General features: G+C 66.0%; 11 protein-coding genes. 5 read left to right on the forward strand and 6 right to left on the reverse strand.

Annotated elements, in window-relative coordinates; translation table 11 throughout:
- Positions 1 to 7 precede the first annotated feature (7 nt).
- The 5 genes from HD842_RS19805 to HD842_RS19825 all read left to right on the forward strand — a co-directional run bounded on the left by HD842_RS19805 (position 8) and on the right by HD842_RS19825 (position 4,888).
- Positions 8 to 697, forward strand: coding sequence for a response regulator transcription factor (locus HD842_RS19805; protein WP_183556464.1), 690 nt, complete (start codon positions 8 to 10; stop codon positions 695 to 697).
- Positions 684 to 1,925, forward strand: coding sequence for a sensor histidine kinase (locus tag HD842_RS19810; RefSeq protein WP_183556466.1), 1,242 nt, complete (start codon positions 684 to 686; stop codon positions 1,923 to 1,925). The genes HD842_RS19805 and HD842_RS19810 overlap by 14 nt, the downstream gene beginning before the upstream one ends.
- Positions 1,926 to 2,011: 86 nt before the next feature.
- Positions 2,012 to 3,652, forward strand: a complete 1,641-nt coding sequence (locus tag HD842_RS19815) for a phosphoethanolamine transferase (protein WP_183556468.1) — start codon at positions 2,012 to 2,014, stop codon at positions 3,650 to 3,652.
- A gap of 28 nt (positions 3,653 to 3,680) precedes the next feature.
- The gene (locus HD842_RS19820) at positions 3,681 to 4,418 is read left to right on the forward strand and encodes a phosphatase PAP2 family protein (RefSeq protein WP_229424839.1); all 738 of its coding nucleotides are present in this window, start codon (positions 3,681 to 3,683) and stop codon (positions 4,416 to 4,418) included.
- Positions 4,415 to 4,888 (forward strand): hypothetical protein, encoded by a 474-nt coding sequence (locus tag HD842_RS19825; protein ID WP_183556470.1) that lies wholly within the window; start codon positions 4,415 to 4,417, stop codon positions 4,886 to 4,888. The genes HD842_RS19820 and HD842_RS19825 overlap by 4 nt, the downstream gene beginning before the upstream one ends.
- A 13-nt stretch (positions 4,889 to 4,901) precedes the next feature.
- On the opposite strand, the gene HD842_RS19830 is transcribed toward HD842_RS19825, so the two are convergent.
- The 6 genes from HD842_RS19830 to HD842_RS19855 form a co-directional block, all read right to left on the reverse strand.
- Positions 4,902 to 8,021, reverse strand: a complete 3,120-nt coding sequence (locus HD842_RS19830; RefSeq protein WP_183556472.1) for an efflux RND transporter permease subunit — start codon at positions 8,019 to 8,021, stop codon at positions 4,902 to 4,904.
- The gene (locus HD842_RS19835; RefSeq protein ID WP_183556474.1) at positions 8,018 to 9,160 is read right to left on the reverse strand and encodes an efflux RND transporter periplasmic adaptor subunit; all 1,143 of its coding nucleotides are present in this window, start codon (positions 9,158 to 9,160) and stop codon (positions 8,018 to 8,020) included. The genes HD842_RS19830 and HD842_RS19835 overlap by 4 nt, the downstream gene beginning before the upstream one ends.
- A gap of 296 nt (positions 9,161 to 9,456) precedes the next feature.
- Entirely contained in the window at positions 9,457 to 10,194 is a 738-nt protein-coding gene (locus HD842_RS19840; RefSeq protein ID WP_183556476.1) for a 2OG-Fe dioxygenase family protein, read from the reverse strand.
- A gap of 39 nt (positions 10,195 to 10,233) precedes the next feature.
- Positions 10,234 to 12,261, reverse strand: coding sequence for a TonB-dependent receptor (locus HD842_RS19845; protein WP_183556478.1), 2,028 nt, complete (start codon positions 12,259 to 12,261; stop codon positions 10,234 to 10,236).
- A 20-nt stretch (positions 12,262 to 12,281) separates the two neighbouring features.
- The gene (locus HD842_RS19850; protein ID WP_183556480.1) at positions 12,282 to 12,776 is read right to left on the reverse strand and encodes a DUF6702 family protein; all 495 of its coding nucleotides are present in this window, start codon (positions 12,774 to 12,776) and stop codon (positions 12,282 to 12,284) included.
- Positions 12,773 to 15,148, reverse strand: a complete 2,376-nt coding sequence (locus HD842_RS19855) for a M1 family metallopeptidase (protein ID WP_183556482.1) — start codon at positions 15,146 to 15,148, stop codon at positions 12,773 to 12,775. The genes HD842_RS19850 and HD842_RS19855 overlap by 4 nt, the downstream gene beginning before the upstream one ends.
- Positions 15,149 to 15,178: the final 30 nt, after the last annotated feature.

A 15,178-nucleotide genomic window follows, 5' to 3' on the forward strand; every position in this document is an offset into this window, starting at 1 on the left:
GACCAGCATGCGCATCCTCATCGTCGAAGACAATCCTGACATCCTGGCCAACCTGTACGGGTTTCTGGAGCCGAAGGGCTACGCCGTCGATTCGGCGCGCAACGGCTACGGCGGCCTGGCGCTGGCGTCCGAAAACAACTACGACGTCATCATCCTCGACGTCATGCTGCCGGGATTGAGCGGCCTGGAGCTGTGCCAGAAGCTGCGCACCGACTTGTCCAGCGCGACGCCGGTGCTGATGCTGACGGCGCGCGATAGTCTCCAGGACAAGGTGCTGGGCTTCGACAGTGGCGCCGACGACTACCTGGTCAAGCCGTTTTCCCTGGTCGAACTCGACGTGCGCCTGAAAGCGCTGGCGCGCCGTGCCGGTGGGCAGCATGCATTCAGCCGCGTCCTTCGCTTTGGCCCGCTCGTGTTCGATCCCGACCAGCAACAGGCCTCGCGTGACGGCGTCCGGATCGTGCTGACCAAGACCGGGTACATCCTGCTGCGCTGCCTGATGGCCGCAGCGCCGCGCATCGTGCCGCGCGAGGCGCTCGAGCAGGCGGTCTGGGGCGAAGACCGCCCCGAGAGCGACGCGCTGCGCACGCACATCCATGCGCTGCGCCAGGCGGTCGATAAACCATTTGCCTCACCTCTGATCCATACGATCGCCGGCGTCGGCTACAAACTGGCGATGCCCGATGCGCCCGGCTAGTTCACTCAGCCGGCCGATCGTCGGTGCCTTCATCCTGTTCGGCGTGGTCCTGTCGCTGTTCTTTGCCGTGCTGGCCGCGCTGGTGGTCGAGGGCATCGAAGTGCATCTGGTTGACGAGCGCCTGGCTGAAGTCGAAAAATGGGCGCGCCCCAGGGCCGCCGCCGGGCTGCCGGCCGATCTGCCGGCCGGCTTGCGCTTTCACCGGGGCGACGATATCCCGCTGTCGCTACGCGCGCTGCCGGCCGGTGTGTCCGAGGCCGAGGTCGATGGCATCGGCCTGCATGTGCTGGCCGGCGCCGACGAACGGGGGCCGTATGTGGTGGTCGACCATGAAAGCGATTACGAAGAGATCGAGATCCTGGTGTACTCGATGTTCGCTGCCTTTTTTGCCGGCTTCGTCACGCTGGCGCTGTTTCTCGGCCGCTTTGTCGGCAGGCGCATCGTCACGCCGCTGCGCGAACTGGCCGATGCCGTGGGGCAGGGCGCATTTGCCTTGCCGCATACCGAACGGGGCGACGAGCTGGGAACGCTGGCGCGCGCGCTGGCGGCGCACACGCGTGAGTTGCGCGAATACCTCGACCGTGAACGCCTGTTTACGGGCGACGTCAGCCACGAGCTGCGCACGCCGCTGACCGTCATCATGGGCGCGGCCGAGATCCTTGTCGAAAACGGCAGGAGCCCGGCGGTGCAGGCACCGGCGCAGCGCATTTACCGGGCCGCGCAGGAAGCGACGGAGTGCGTGACGGTGCTGCTGGTGCTGGCGCGCGCACCCCAGCTCGCCCTGTTCTCGCCCGTCTCGGTCAACGAGATCGCGCGCCGCGAAACCGAGCGCTACCAGGCCATGGTGACCGGCCGGCCCGTCACGCTGCGCTGTGTCGGGGATGCCGCGTTTCGCATTTGCGCGCCTGCCGAACTGTGCGTGTCGGCCATCGCCAACCTGATTCGCAACGCCTGCCAGTACACCGAGCAGGGCGAAGTCACGGTCGTCATCGAACCGGGGCGCATCACAGTCGAAGACACGGGACGCGGCTTGCCCGACGCGGTGCGGCAGACGCTGGGCGAGGGCGCACGCCCGATTCCGTCGAGCGGCTCGGCCGGCACCGGGCTGGGCCTGTCGCTGGTCAAGCGCATCTGCGAATACCTGGGCGCGTCGCTCGTGTACGAGAACCGGCCAAGTGGCGGCAGCCGTTTCACGATCGTTTTTCCTGTGACGTTCACGCCATCCTAACGCCGCGTTGACGGTGGCTTGCCATCATCCTTTCTATCCTTGAAGCACTGCAGCGATGGTTGCTGCAATGTTGATAAGGGCGTGAAATGGATAAACTGTTTGCAAGACGGATCGATGCGTCGCTGCTCGTACTGGCCGTCGCGCTGTTGCTGGCAAGCCTGGGCAACGTGACGTTCTGGACGGTGCTGGTTCATGCCACTGGTGGCATATCGCTGTCCAGCCTGCCCACGCTGGCAGGCACGTTTCTGATTGTTGTCCTGTTCTTCAATGCCTGCCTGACGCTGGCCAGCTTTCGCTACCTCGCCAAGCCGGTGCTGATCGCCCTCGTGCTGGTGGCGTCCGCGGCAGGCTACTTCATCGCGGCGTACGGGATCGTCATCGACAAGGCGATGATCCAGAATGTGTTCGAGACCGATACCCGCGAAGCGACCGAATTGATCAGCTGGCAGATGGCCGCGAGGATCGGCTTGCTGGGCGTGCTGCCATCGCTGTGGATCGCGCGCGCCAATATCCAGTTTCCCAGCGGCGTGAAAGGGCTGCTCAAGCGCAGCAGCAATGCGGGCGGCTCGCTGCTGCTGGCATTCGTGCTGCTGGCGCTGCTGTTCAAGAGCCTGGCGCCGACGCTGCACGAGCACCGCGAACTGCGCTTCCTGCTCACGCCCACCAATTTCATCCAGGCAGTGGATGGGTATCTGCGCAGCCGCTGGGCGGCCCAGATCGTGGTCGCGCCACTGGGCCGTGATGCCGTGAAGGGCGCCGCCTGGGCCGGCCATCACCGCAAGACGCTGACGGTAATTGTCGTGGGCGAAACGGCGCGGGCGGCGAATTTTTCGCTCGATGGGTACGGGCGCGACACCAATCCGCTGCTGGCACGGCAAGCTGGCTTGATCAATTTCTCGCGTGTCAGTTCGTGTGGTACGGCGACCGCGGTGTCGGTGCCGTGCGTGTTTTCCGCGTTCGGCCGCAACGATTACAGCCAGTCGAAAGCGGCAAGCCAGGAAGGGCTGCTGGACGTGCTGACGCATGCGGGTTTCGCCGTGCTGTGGCGCGATAACAATTCGGGCTGCAAGGGCGTGTGCAAGCGCGTGCAGTACGAGGACCTGTCGCGGCCCGATGGCAAGAATGTGTACTGCAGCGGCGACGAATGCTACGACGAGCGCCTGCTCGATGGCTTGCCGGACTTGCTCGCCAACAGCAGCAAGGACCTGGTCGTGGTGCTGCACCAGAAGGGCAGCCATGGCCCGGCGTATGCCAGCCGCTACCCGCAAGGGTTCGGCCGCTTCGGTCCGGTGTGCGCGAGCAATGACTTCGACACGTGCTCGCGCGAATCGATCCGGGCCGCCTACGACAACACGATCCTGTACACCGATTACTTCCTGAGCAAGACCATCGACGGCTTGCGCGCGATTGCCGCCGCGCAGGACGCCGATACGGCCATGTTGTACTTCTCGGACCATGGCGAGTCGCTCGGCGAAAACAATGTGTACCTGCACGGCGCGCCGTACATGTTCGCGCCGCGTGAGCAGACCGAGGTGCCGATGATGCTGTGGATGTCCGACAGCTTCAGCGAGCGGTTCCGCATCGACCGGCGTTGTCTGGCCGCGCGGCGCAACGAACCGCTGTCGCATGACAATGTGTTTCACTCGGTGCTCGGCATGCTCGACGTGAACACGGCCGTGCTCAATCCGCGCCTGGACCTGTTCCATGCGTGCGTGCGGGGAGCGTGAAATGCATGAAATGCGCGAGATGCTTGAGATGCGTGCGCTTCATCAGATGCGGGCCGAGCCTGCGCTGCACGCGCCGCTGCTGTCGGCGCACGCCCTGCGGCGCCTGGCCATACTGCTGGCGGCGGGCGCGCTGACCATCCTGTGGCTGGGCCGCTATACGGATCTCGACCTGGTGCTGGCCGACGCCGTGTTCGACGCACAGCGCCGCGTCTTTCCCTGGCGCGATACGTGGCTGACCGTCACGTTCAACCACGTGATCGTCAAGCAGCTCCTGATGCTGCTTGCCGTGGGCATCGTCGGCTACGCACTGGTCGACGCTTGGCGGCCCCGCGCCGCGCTGGGCGCTCTTGGCCGCGTGCAGCTGCGCATCGTTGCGCTGGCCGCCATCCTGGTGCCGGCCGTGACCAGTACCCTGAAACACCTGAGCGCATCGCACTGCCCATGGGACCTGGTGCGCTATGGCGGCGAGCAGCCCTATGTGCGCCTGTTCGGCGCGTTCCCGGCCGACACGCTGCCGGGCCAGTGCCTGCCTGCCGGCCATGCGTCGAGCGCCCTGTGGCTGGTGGCGCTGGCCGTCTGCTGGCTGCCGCAGCGGCCGTCGCGGGCGCGCGCCGCCGCCTTGCTGGCGATCGGCGCCGGTGCCACGGTCGGCTATCTGCAGCAACTGCGCGGCGCGCATTTCATGACGCATACGCTGTGGTCGATCTGGATCGCGTGCACGATCGTCGTGGCGCTGATCGCCAGCTTGCAGGGCAGGCCATCATGAGCATGCTGCGCACCGTCGTCGATCCTGCCCATATTGTCCTGTCACGCGGCGACCAATTCCGTCTGCAGGGCGTGGTGAACCGGCTGGCAAGGGCCTATCCGCCGGACTGGCTGGAGCGCTGCGGCGCGCAGCTATACGGCGCGACCATCGTGGCCAGTCTGGCGCTCACCGGCGTGGTCGGCGCGCTCTGGTCGCCCTGGTGGACCTATCTGATTCCCGTCGTGTGCCCGCTGCTGTTGCTGGGCGTGCTGCCGGTGTGGCTGTTCGGCCGCGAACCGGGCTGCCCGCGCTGGGCGCATCCGCTGGCCATCGTGGGTGACGACGATGCGGCGCTGATCGGACGGATCGTCGCTGCGATGGATGAACACAGCAGGGCAGCGCTGTTGCGGCACTGCCCGGCCAACGATGGCGCGAAGGTCTTCGCGCTCTGGCAGCTGCTGCAAGCTGCCGGCGGCGAAGAACCTCACTGAGACGAAGCCGCGCTCAGGCCGGGCTGTTGTCCACCTCGACAGCCCGCGCCGGCTGGCGCCGCATCTTGCGTCCGGTGCGCTTGAGCCAATTCTCGAAATCGTCGACATACGTGAACACCGCCGGCACCACCAGCAGGCTGAGTAACGTCGACGTGATCAGGCCACCGATGACGGCCACCGCCATCGGCGAGCGGAAGCTCGGGTCACCCGAGAAGCCCAGCGCCAGCGGCAGCATGCCGGCGCCCATCGCGATCGTGGTCATCACGATCGGCCGGCTGCGCTTGTGGCAGGCGTCGACCAGCGCATCGAAACGGTTCATGCCCGCCTCGCGCGCCAGGATCGCGTAATCGACCAGCAGGATCGAGTTCTTGGTCACGATCCCCATCAGCATGATCAGACCGATCATCGTCGGCATCGACAGCGCATTGCTGGTGACGAGCAGCGCCACGAAGGCGCCGCCGATCGACAGCGGCAGCGCAGCCAGAATCGTCACCGGCTGCATGAAGTCCGAGAACAGCAGCACCAGCACGCCGTAGATGCACAGCACACCGATCAGCATCGCCAGGCCGAAGCTGGCAAACAGCGCCTGCATTTCCTGGGCGTCGCCCAGTTCGGCGATCGTCACCGACGACGGCAGCGACTGGAACACGGGCAGCGCGCGCGCTTCGGTATTGACCTCGCCGAGCGAACGGCCCGACAGCTCGACGTCGAGCGTGACGTTGCGGGTGCGGTTCAGGCGGTTGATCTGGGCCGGGCCGCTTTCCATTGTGATGTCGGCCACGGTCGAGAGGAGCACCGGCCCGTTCTTGCCGGGCACCGTCAGGCGCCCGATCGCATCCAGGTCGGCCCGCACGGCATCGGGCAGCTTCACGCGGATCGGCACCTGGCGCTCGTCCAGGTTCATCTTGGCCAACGACTGTTCATAGTCACCGGCGGTGGCCACGCGCACCGTCTCGCCAATCGCTGCCGCCGTCACGCCCTGGTCGGCCGCGCGCGCAAAGTCCGGGCGCACGATGATTTCGGGGCGCACTAGCGAGGCGCTCGAACTGACGTTGCCGATGCCGGGCAGGCCGCGCAATTCACGCTCGGCCTGGCGCGCCGCGGTGCTGAGCGCATTCGCGTCTTCGCTGCGCAGCACCAGCTGCATCTTGGTGCCGGCATCCGGAATGCCGACCGTGAAGCGCGCCCCGGGAATGGCGGCCACGCGGTCGCGGATCGTGTTTTCGATCACGCCCAGCTTCACGTCGCGGTCGCTCCGGTCCACCGTTTTCACCGTCAGCACCGCGCGCCGCGCTTCGGCCGCGGCGCCGGGCGAGAACGCGTCGCCGCTCGAACCGCCACCGATCAAACTGAAGATGCTTGTCACGCCCTCGACCTTCATCAGTTCCAGGCGCACCTGTTCGGCCACGGCGCGGGTCTGGGCCAGCGTGGCGCCTGGGGCCAGTTCGACATTCACCTGCGTCTGCGAGCGGTCGGCCGGCGGCATGAAGCCGGTCGGCAGCAGTGGCACCAGCGCCAGCGAACCCGCGAAGAACACGGCCGCGCCCAGCATCGTCAGGCCACGGCGGCGCAGGCACCACTGCATCACGGCCAGGTAGCGCCGCATGATCGCGCTGTCCTGCGGCTCGTGACCGGCCACGCCGGCGTTCTTCGGCGCCTTGAGCAGGTACGCGCACATCATCGGCGTGAGCAGGCGCGCCACCAGCAGCGAGGCCAGGATCGCCAGCACGGCGGTCCAGCCGAACTGCTTGAAGAATTTGCCAGGAATGCCGCCCATGAAGGCGGTCGGCAGGAACACGGCCACGAGCGCGAACGTAGTGGCGATGACCGCCATCCCGATTTCGTCGGCCGCTTCGAGCGACGCCTGCATCGGCGACTTGCCCATGTGGAGGTGGCGCGAGATGTTTTCGATCTCGACGATCGCATCGTCGACCAGCACCCCGATCACAAGGGCCAGCGACAGCAGCGTGACCATATTGAGCGTGTAGCCGAACAGGTACTGGCCCAGGAAGGCGGGAATCACCGACAGGGGCAGGGCAGCCGCGGCGATCAGTGTGGCGCGCCAGTCGCGCAGGAACCACCAGACGACCAGCACCGCCAGCAGCGCGCCTTCGTACAGCATGTGCATCGAGGCGTCGAAGTTCTCGTCGACCGACACCGAGTTGTCGATCACTTCATTGACGATCAGCTTCGGGTTTTCTTTCTTGAGCTGTTCCATCGCGGCGCGCGCGCCGGTGGCGACATCGATCTCACCGGCCCCGCGCGTGCGGAACACTTCGAAGGCGACCACGCGGCGGCCATCCTGCTCGGCCAGCGCGCGTGGTTCTTCCACGGTATCGAGCACGCGCGCCACCTGGTCCAGGCGCACATGGCGCCCGTCCGGCAGCGGGATCTCCATCGCCGCCAGCGCCTGCGCGGTGCCGACGGTGGCCAGCGTACGTACCGATTGCTCGACGCCGCTGACATCGCCCCGGCCACCCGGCGCTTCGCGCTGCACATTGCGCAGCTGGCGCGAGATGTCCAGCGCCGAGACGCGCAGCGCCGCCATCTTCTGGTCATCGAGCTCCACGCGCATCTCGCGCGTGACGCCGCCCACACGCCGGATTTCACCGAGGCCCGGCACGCCCAGCATGCGCTTGGCGACGTCGTTGTCGACGAACCAGCTCAGGTCCTGGTCGTCCAGGCCCGAGCCTTCGGCCGCGGCGATCGTAAAGGTGGAGACGACGCGCCCGGCGGTGGCGGCCTTGGTCACGGTCGGTTCGCGCAGCTCGGCCGGCATATCGGCGCGCACGCGCGAGACCGCGTCGCGCACGTCGTTGACAGCTTCGGCCGAATCGCGCTCGAGGATGAATTCGACTGTGACGGTGGCCACGCCATCGAGCACGCGCGTGTAGATGTTCTTGATGCCCTGCAGCGTGGCGACCGAGTCTTCGATCTTGCGCGCGACTTCGGTTTCCAGCTGCGCCGGCGCTGCGCCGTCCAGGACGGCGGTGACGGTCACGATCGGCAGTTCGATGTCGGGGAAGTCCTGCACCTTGCTGGCGTTGAAGGCCATCAGTCCCGCTACGGTGAGCAGGACGAACAGCATGATCGCCGGGATCGGATTGCGGATCGACAGGGCGGAGAAATTCATCGTGCAGCCTTTGCGGGGGCTACAGCTGGCGTGGCTATATTGCGTACCAGGTCGCCGTCATTCAGGAACCCGGCGCCGGTGACGACAATCGGCGCATCGGCGGCTAGGCCGCCGACGATCTCGACCCGGTCGCCCAGGCGGCGACCCGTGGTGACCTTCAGTTGGCTCACGCGGCTGTCCGCATTCAGGCGGTACACATAACTGAAGCCGTCGCGCACCGCGATCGACTGCTGCGGCACGGTCAGGGCGTTCGACGTGCCCAGTTCAAACCGGCCGCTGGCGAACATGCCGGCCTTGAGCGGCATGTCGCCGGACAGCGCCGGCGGCAGGTCGACATAGATCAGCGCGAGCCGGGTCTGCGGATCGACCGACGGCGCCACGACACGCACCTTGCCCGTGACTTCGAGTCCGCTGGCGCCGCGCACAATGGCGCGCGTGCCCGCCTTGATGCGCCCGAGGTCCTGCGCCGTCACTTCGGCGCGCCATTCGAGGCGGCCCTGGCGGATCATGCGAAACAGTTCGGTGCCCACGCCGACGACGGCGCCGACGGTGGCGCCCCGCGCCGAAATCACGCCGCTGTCGGGCGCCGTCACCTGCGTGTATTTCAGGCGCAGCTGCTGCTGCGTGAGCGTGGCCTGGGCCGACTGGACGCGCGCGGCGCCAGTCTGCTCGCCCGTCACGTATTGCGTGACCTGCTGGGCGCTGAGGGCGCCGGAGCTTTCCAGTGCGCGCGCGCGGTCGGCATTCGCCTTGGATTCCAGGGCATTGGCCTTCGCTTCGAGCAGCGCGGCGCGCGCCCCTTCGATATCGGCGCGCACGGTTTCATCCGCGAACACGGCCAGCACCTGGCCTTTCTTGACCACGTCGCCGACATTGACGCGCACTTCGTTCAGGCGCAGCCCGTTCGATTCGCTGCCGATGACGGCGTCCTGCCAGGCGGCGATGCTGCCGTTGGCAGTCAGGCTGATTGGCAGGCTGGCGGTAGCAGGGCGGGTGGTGGTGACGCTCAGGGCAGGGCGCGGCGCGGCCTTTTCTTCCTTGGCGTCGGCGCGGTTGATCGTCGCCAGCGCAATGACGGCGCACAGCGACGCAGCCCCGAGGGCGATGGCAAGGGCACGTGGATGTCGAATGGTTTTCATGGTGTCTGGGTGATCGCGGCCTGGTCCAGCAATCCGGTGATCCGGCGCTCCGGCAAGCAACTGAGTGTAGCAAATGTGACGCCCCCGGCAGGGCTGCACGGGTGGCATTACAAATAGTGCAGTGCGGAAAAATAGGCGGTTTGGCAGGGCGTTCTACAAATTTACAACAGTAGATCTACCGTATTGCACTGCACAATAAAAAGAGATATATTGGACCTGTCTCCTCCAGTTTTCTCCGAAAATTGGATTTGCCGCCCGCCAACCAACAGGTTCTGCGGGCGTTTTTTTTGCTCTGTTTAGACGTTTTCGCCCTGGAACGACCCGGCGCGCCAGGTCAGCACCAGCGTATCGCGGTATCCGTGCTCGCCCAGTGGCTGGATCGGCGTCGATTCGTGGATCACGGCGGCGTCGTCCAGCAACAGCAGCGTCCACGGTTCGGTCATCGTGAAGCGCTGGCCAGCGGGGCCGTCGGCGTCGAACACGCGCGTCTCGCCGCCCTTGATGCCGTGGCGGCCAATCATGATCACGGCCACAAAGTTCACGCCGTCGCGGTGCGCGCCTTCGGGTGTCGGGCGGCCGATGCCGTCCGCCGTGTCGATCCTGAACTGGTGCGCTTCGACGAACCATGGCTGTGCTGGCGTCACCGCCGAACAGGCCGCGCCGAGCGCGCGCAGCAGGCGTTCCCAGGCCGGGTTGGCGACCGTGGCCGCCTCCATCGGCGCGAACAGGCGGTGCATGCCGCCGTGCAGCGCGTTGTACTCCACAGGCTGCCAGTGCGCGCGGTGCGGGGTCTGCACCAGGCTGGCGCCATCGTCGATGAAGCACGAGTGGCGCCGGCGCCGATAGCGCCCGCCATCCTTCAAGTAGTCGTCGAGCTCGAGCCGGTCCCAGCTTGGTACCAGCGTGGCGAGGTCCGGCAGGCTGCAGCCGGCCAGCAGCGCAACGTCGTCAGGGCGCAGCAGGGCGTAGCCGGTGTCGCGCAGTGCGGCCGTCAGGTGCGACGGATCGAGATAGGGCAGGGGCGGAGTGGTCATCCCGCTAGCCTAGCACTTTCATTGCCGCCCGGCCAGACTTCACCAGGTCTTGACCAGCGTCAGGCGCAGCGAGCGCGGTTCAATCGGGTGGAAATGCACATCTGCCACGGGCGCGGTCTCGCCCGCCAGTTGCGACTCGTAGAAGTAGTCGATCGCCGAGGCGCGCCGGTTGGTCAGGTTGAACGCTTCGAGCTCGAGCTGCAGGTCCTTCGCCAGCTGGTAACCCACGCGCCCGTTGAGTGTCACGCTCGCCTTCGAACGCACGCTGTCGTCCTCGATGAGCGGGCGTGGGCCGAACCAGCGCAGGCGCAGGGAACCCGACCACGGGCCGCTGCGGTCGACCGTCACGCCCAGTTGCGCAACGCCTTCGATGGCCCCTGGTATCCGGTTGCCCAGCGAGCGGGCGCGCGCCCAGGCCGCGTCGAAGTCGACCGACAGCCATTTGTAGGGCCGGTAGTAGTTCGAAAACTCGATGCCGTAGCGGCGGCTCGGATCGCCCGCCTCGGTGTTGCCGGCGTCGCCGATATAGGTCAGCTCGGAATCGAAGTCGAGGCGGTACACGGCCAGCGACATCTGCATCTTCGGAATCGCCTCGGTGCGCAGGCCAAACTCCACGCCGCGCGAACGCACGAGGCCTGGCGTGCGATCCACCGCATCGAGCGTTTTCGGGTCGACCGTGGCGACGGTGCCGCGCGCATCGTTGCTATGAAAGCCGTGGCCATAGTTGGCATACAGCTCGGTCGAGGCCCACGGGCCGTAGGCGATGTTCAGCGTCGGCGTGACCAGGGTGTCGTGCGCCTTGCCGGCGTTTTCAGGCCTGTCGCCATCGACGCGGAAGCGGTAGTTGTTCGCGCGTACACCGACGACCGTGCGCAGTGCATCGCTCCAGCGCGTGGCGTTCTCGACGAACACCGCGCCACTCGTCTCGACGATGTGGTCTTCGCGCGTGGTGGCAATCCGTGCGCGCTTGCGAGTGTCGTACAGGCCGTTGTAGATATTGTCGTTCTGGAGCTGCGCGCCCACGGTCAGGTCGGACGACAGCGTGTCGCTGCGGTGCATGTGCCAGGTGTGGGTGGCATCGACGCCCGTCGTCACGCGCCGGTCGGGCTGGGCGAACTGGTCGCCGTTCACCGGATCGTTCAAGAAGTAGGTGAAGTTCGAGAACAGTTCGAGCTCGTTGCGGATCACGTAGGCGCTCACTTTAGAGGCCGAATCGGTATCGGTGCTGCGCCAGATGCCCGAGATGCTCTGACGGCGCGCCTGACCGCCATCGCTGTCGTCGATGAGGTCAAAGCGGCCGATGCGGCCATCCTCAACGGCCCGCAGCGGAATCTGGTCGGTCGAATTCCAGTGGCCGCTGTAGCTCATTGCGGTGACGTTCCAGCCATTGTTGGCGTAACCCTGGCTGTAGCGCAGCACGGCGTTGACCTTGCGGTAGCCATCGGGGCGCGTCCATGGGCCGTCGTTCTTCATCAGCTCCAGCGCGTACAGCAGGCTGCCGCCGGCAACCTCGGGCGAGCCGGCCAGCATCGTGCGGGCGTAGCCGTCCTGGCCGACCGTCGCGGACGCGATGCTTTTCACCAGGCGGTTGGCATAGCTGAGCGAGGCCACGCCGGCGGACGAGAAATCGCCTTCACGCGCCGAGTACGGGCCCTTGCGGTAATCGAGCCGGCCCACCAGTTCGGGAATCAAAAAATTCAGGTCGGTCCAGCCCTGGCCGTGCGCGTGGCTGCGCTGGTTGACGGGCATCCCGTCGACCCAGGTGGCCAGGTCGGTGCCGTGGTCGAGATTGAAGCCGCGCAGGTAGAACTGGTTGGCCTTGCCTTCGCCGCTGTGCTGGCTGGCGATCAGGCCGGGCGTGACCTCGAGCAGCTCGCCCGGCCGGTAGGCGATGCGCCCGGCCAGGTCCTTCGCACCGGCGCTGCCGGCGCCGGCCGAATCGGCGATGCCGAGCTGGCTGGCGCGGGCGCCTTCGACCAGTACGCGCTGGAGCTGAAAATCATCGGCTTGAACGGTCGATGAGACGAACAGCGCGGCGAGCACGCATGGGATGGGACGAAGCAGCATGGCAATTTCAGAGTAAGGCTTCAGCGCGCGGGCTGTTCGAGCGTCTTGCGCATGAAGGTCAGCGAACGCACGGCGCCGCCTTCGTTGAGGTTCACGGTGTTGACCTGTTCGGCCATGAAGTCGACCAGGACGCCCTGGCGGATCACGGCAGCTGCCGACAGCGGGGTGGCGGCCAGCTCCTGGTAGATCACGACGCTTTGCGCATCGGCCGTCATGCCGACCCAGGTCACGGGCAGCTTCTTGCCGTCCTTGTCGGCGAGCCAGAAGTGGCGCTCGACGTAGGTGCGCAGCACCGCCTGGTCTTCCACGTCGCTCAGGTCGAACTGGCGCCCGTACAGATTGAGCAGCAGTGCGTCGATATCGTGCGCCGTGTAGGTGTGGACGATTTCCGTGCTCTCGGTGCGCGCGTTGTACGAGATGTCGGTCATGCCGAAGTGGAAGCGGTGCGCGCTGGCCGTGGCGCTGGCGCACAGCAGCAGCGCCAGGAGCAGCGACTTCAATCCGCGCAGCGTCATTGGGCCGCCTTCGGTGCCGCGGTTGGTGTCGATTTTAATGGCGTGGCCGCGTCGCGCATCAGGTTGTTCGGATCGCGCTCGGTCTTGAACAGCTCCAGGCGCGACGGCGTCGCCTTGCGTGGCCAGCTATTGTTGCTGACATCGATGTCGGCCGTTTCCCAGTACGGGTCCTGGGTCAGGCCGACGATCGGCTCGTCGGTGACGAACAGCTTCGTGATCTTTTTGGGCGAATAGCGCCACACTTCGGCCGGAATGCGCTCGATCGTTTTTTTGCCGCTCTTGAAGGTCAGCTCCACAATCAGCGGCATCACGAGGCCACCGCGATTGGAAAAGTCGACCAGCGTCAGGTGCTTGCCTTCCTTGAGCAGTGCCTTTTCCCAGTCTTCCAGCCCGGCCGTCGTTTCGGCGAAGGTGTTGCGGTCCTTGTTGGTGACGGTGAATTCGTCGTGTTCGTTGTAGAAGTCCTTCAGCTCGGGATGTGCATCGACGCGGCGCGGCATTCCCTGGTTGCGCTGGTCGGTCACCGACACCGGCTCGGCGGCGCGGCGCGCGCGCTGCCAGGCTTTTTCGACTTCCGGGTCCTTGGACGACACCGTGTACTCGCTGATGCCGTCGACGCTGATGTCCACCGCGTCGGTCGTGTAGAACCAGCCGCGCCAGAACCAGTCGAGGTCCGTGCCCGACGCGTCTTCCATCGTGCGGAAGAAGTCGGCCGGGGTGGGGCGCTTGAACTTCCAGCGCTCGGCGTATTCCTTGAACGCGAAGTCGAACAGCTCGCGCCCCAGCACCGTCTCGCGCAGGATGTTGAAGGCGGTGGCCGGCTTGGCATAGGCGTTGGCACCGCGCTGCAGCGTCGACTCGGCATTCGTCATGATCGGCGCCTGGTTCGTGCTGCGCATGTAGTCGACGATGTCGCGCGGCTCGCCACGGCGCGCCGGATAGTTCTCTTCCCACGCCTGTTCGGCCAAAAACTGCAGGAAGCTGTTCATCCCTTCGTCCATCCAGGTCCACTGGCGCTCGTCCGAATTGACGATCATCGGGAAGTAGTTGTGGCCCACCTCGTGAATGATCACGCTGATCAGGCCATACTTGGCGGCCTGCGAGTACGTCAGCTCACCTGTCTTGGCGTCCTTGACGGGGCGGCGGCCGTTAAACGACAGCATCGGGTATTCCATGCCGCCCACCGGCCCGTTGACCGAGATCGCCACCGGATACGGGTAGTCGAACGAGTACTTGTTGTACTGCTCGATCGTGTGGATCACGGCCGGCGTCGAGTATTTTTCCCACAGCGGATTGGCTTCGGCCGGGTAGTACGACATCGCCATCACGTCCTGTTTGCCGCTCTTGATGCCCTGCGCATCCCAGATGAACTTGCGGCTCGACGCGAACGCGAAGTCGCGCACGTTCTTGGCGTTGAAGCGCCAGGTGCGGTTGCCAGTGGCGCGGCCCTTTTCGGTCGCCTGCGCTTCTTCCTGCGACACGATCATCACCGGTTTGCCGGCCTTTTTCGCCTGCTGCAGCCGCTCGCGCTGGACGCTGCTCAAGACCTCGCCCGCGTTCTGCAGCTCTCCGGTGGCGGCCACGATGTGGTCGCTCGGCACCGTGATCGCCACATCGTAGTCGCCAAATTCCAGCGTGAATTCGCCGTCGCCCAGGTATTGCGCGTTCTGCCAGCCGGCCGCGTCGTAGTAGGCGGCCATGCGCGGGAACCACTGCGCGATTTCGTAGATGTCGTTGCCGTCCTTGAAGCGCTCGAAGCCCATGCGGCGGCCCAGCACGTTCATCTCGGGGATGTTGAAGCGCCAGGCCACGTTGAACGACACCTTGGCACCCGGTTTCAATGGCTGCGGCAGGTCGATCCGCATCATCGTCTTGTTGATCGTGTGCGCCAGCGCGCGGCCGTCGCTGCCGGTCACGCTCCCGATCTCGATGCCGCCGGCGAACTTGCCTGCCTCGAGCGTGAAGCGCAGCGCGTCGAACTTCACGCCATCGTTGCTCCTGGCCTGCCACGCGCTGCGCGATGGCAGCGTCGTGATCTTGCGGTTGTCCGAGTCGCTGCGGAACATGTTCTGGTCCAGCTGTACCCACAGGTACGACAGCGTGTCGGGCGAGTTGTTGTGGTACGTGACCGTGCCGGCGCCGCTGATGGCGCGACTGGCTTCATCGAGCGACACGCGCAGCTTGTAGTCGGCGCGCTGCTGCCAGTAGGCGTGGCCCGGTGCGCCGGCCGCATTGCGCGTGACGCCGGGCGTCGGCAGCAGCTCGTCCAGCTGGCGGAACTTGTCGTCGAAGGCCGGGCCGGCCGCGCTGGCGGTCATCGCAACGCCAAGAGTGAAGGTCGCGAAGGCCGCGTGCAGGTGGGGGATGTTCATGGTCGTGGAGCCTGACAATATATTTTCTGC

This window comes from Massilia aurea (genome assembly GCF_014200505.1).
In the GTDB taxonomy this organism is placed as follows: domain Bacteria; phylum Pseudomonadota; class Gammaproteobacteria; order Burkholderiales; family Burkholderiaceae_D; genus Telluria; species Telluria aurea_B.

Bases quoted from the DNA above. Each gene is read 5' to 3' on its own strand.
- HD842_RS19825 (WP_183556470.1), top strand. From the start codon at position 4,415: ATGAGCATGCTGCGCACCGTCGTCGATCCTGCCCATATTGTCCTGTCA.
- HD842_RS19805 (WP_183556464.1), top strand. From the start codon at position 8: ATGCGCATCCTCATCGTCGAAGACAATCCTGACATCCTGGCCAACCTG.
- HD842_RS19835 (WP_183556474.1), bottom strand. From the start codon at position 9,160: ATGAAAACCATTCGACATCCACGTGCCCTTGCCATCGCCCTCGGGGCT.
- HD842_RS19815 (WP_183556468.1), top strand. From the start codon at position 2,012: ATGGATAAACTGTTTGCAAGACGGATCGATGCGTCGCTGCTCGTACTG.
- HD842_RS19810 (WP_183556466.1), top strand. From the start codon at position 684: ATGCGCCCGGCTAGTTCACTCAGCCGGCCGATCGTCGGTGCCTTCATC.
- HD842_RS19820 (WP_229424839.1), top strand. From the start codon at position 3,681: ATGCGTGCGCTTCATCAGATGCGGGCCGAGCCTGCGCTGCACGCGCCG.
- HD842_RS19845 (WP_183556478.1), bottom strand. From the start codon at position 12,261: ATGCTGCTTCGTCCCATCCCATGCGTGCTCGCCGCGCTGTTCGTCTCA.
- HD842_RS19840 (WP_183556476.1), bottom strand. From the start codon at position 10,194: ATGACCACTCCGCCCCTGCCCTATCTCGATCCGTCGCACCTGACGGCC.
- HD842_RS19830 (WP_183556472.1), bottom strand. From the start codon at position 8,021: ATGAATTTCTCCGCCCTGTCGATCCGCAATCCGATCCCGGCGATCATG.
- HD842_RS19855 (WP_183556482.1), bottom strand. From the start codon at position 15,148: ATGAACATCCCCCACCTGCACGCGGCCTTCGCGACCTTCACTCTTGGC.
- HD842_RS19850 (WP_183556480.1), bottom strand. From the start codon at position 12,776: ATGACGCTGCGCGGATTGAAGTCGCTGCTCCTGGCGCTGCTGCTGTGC.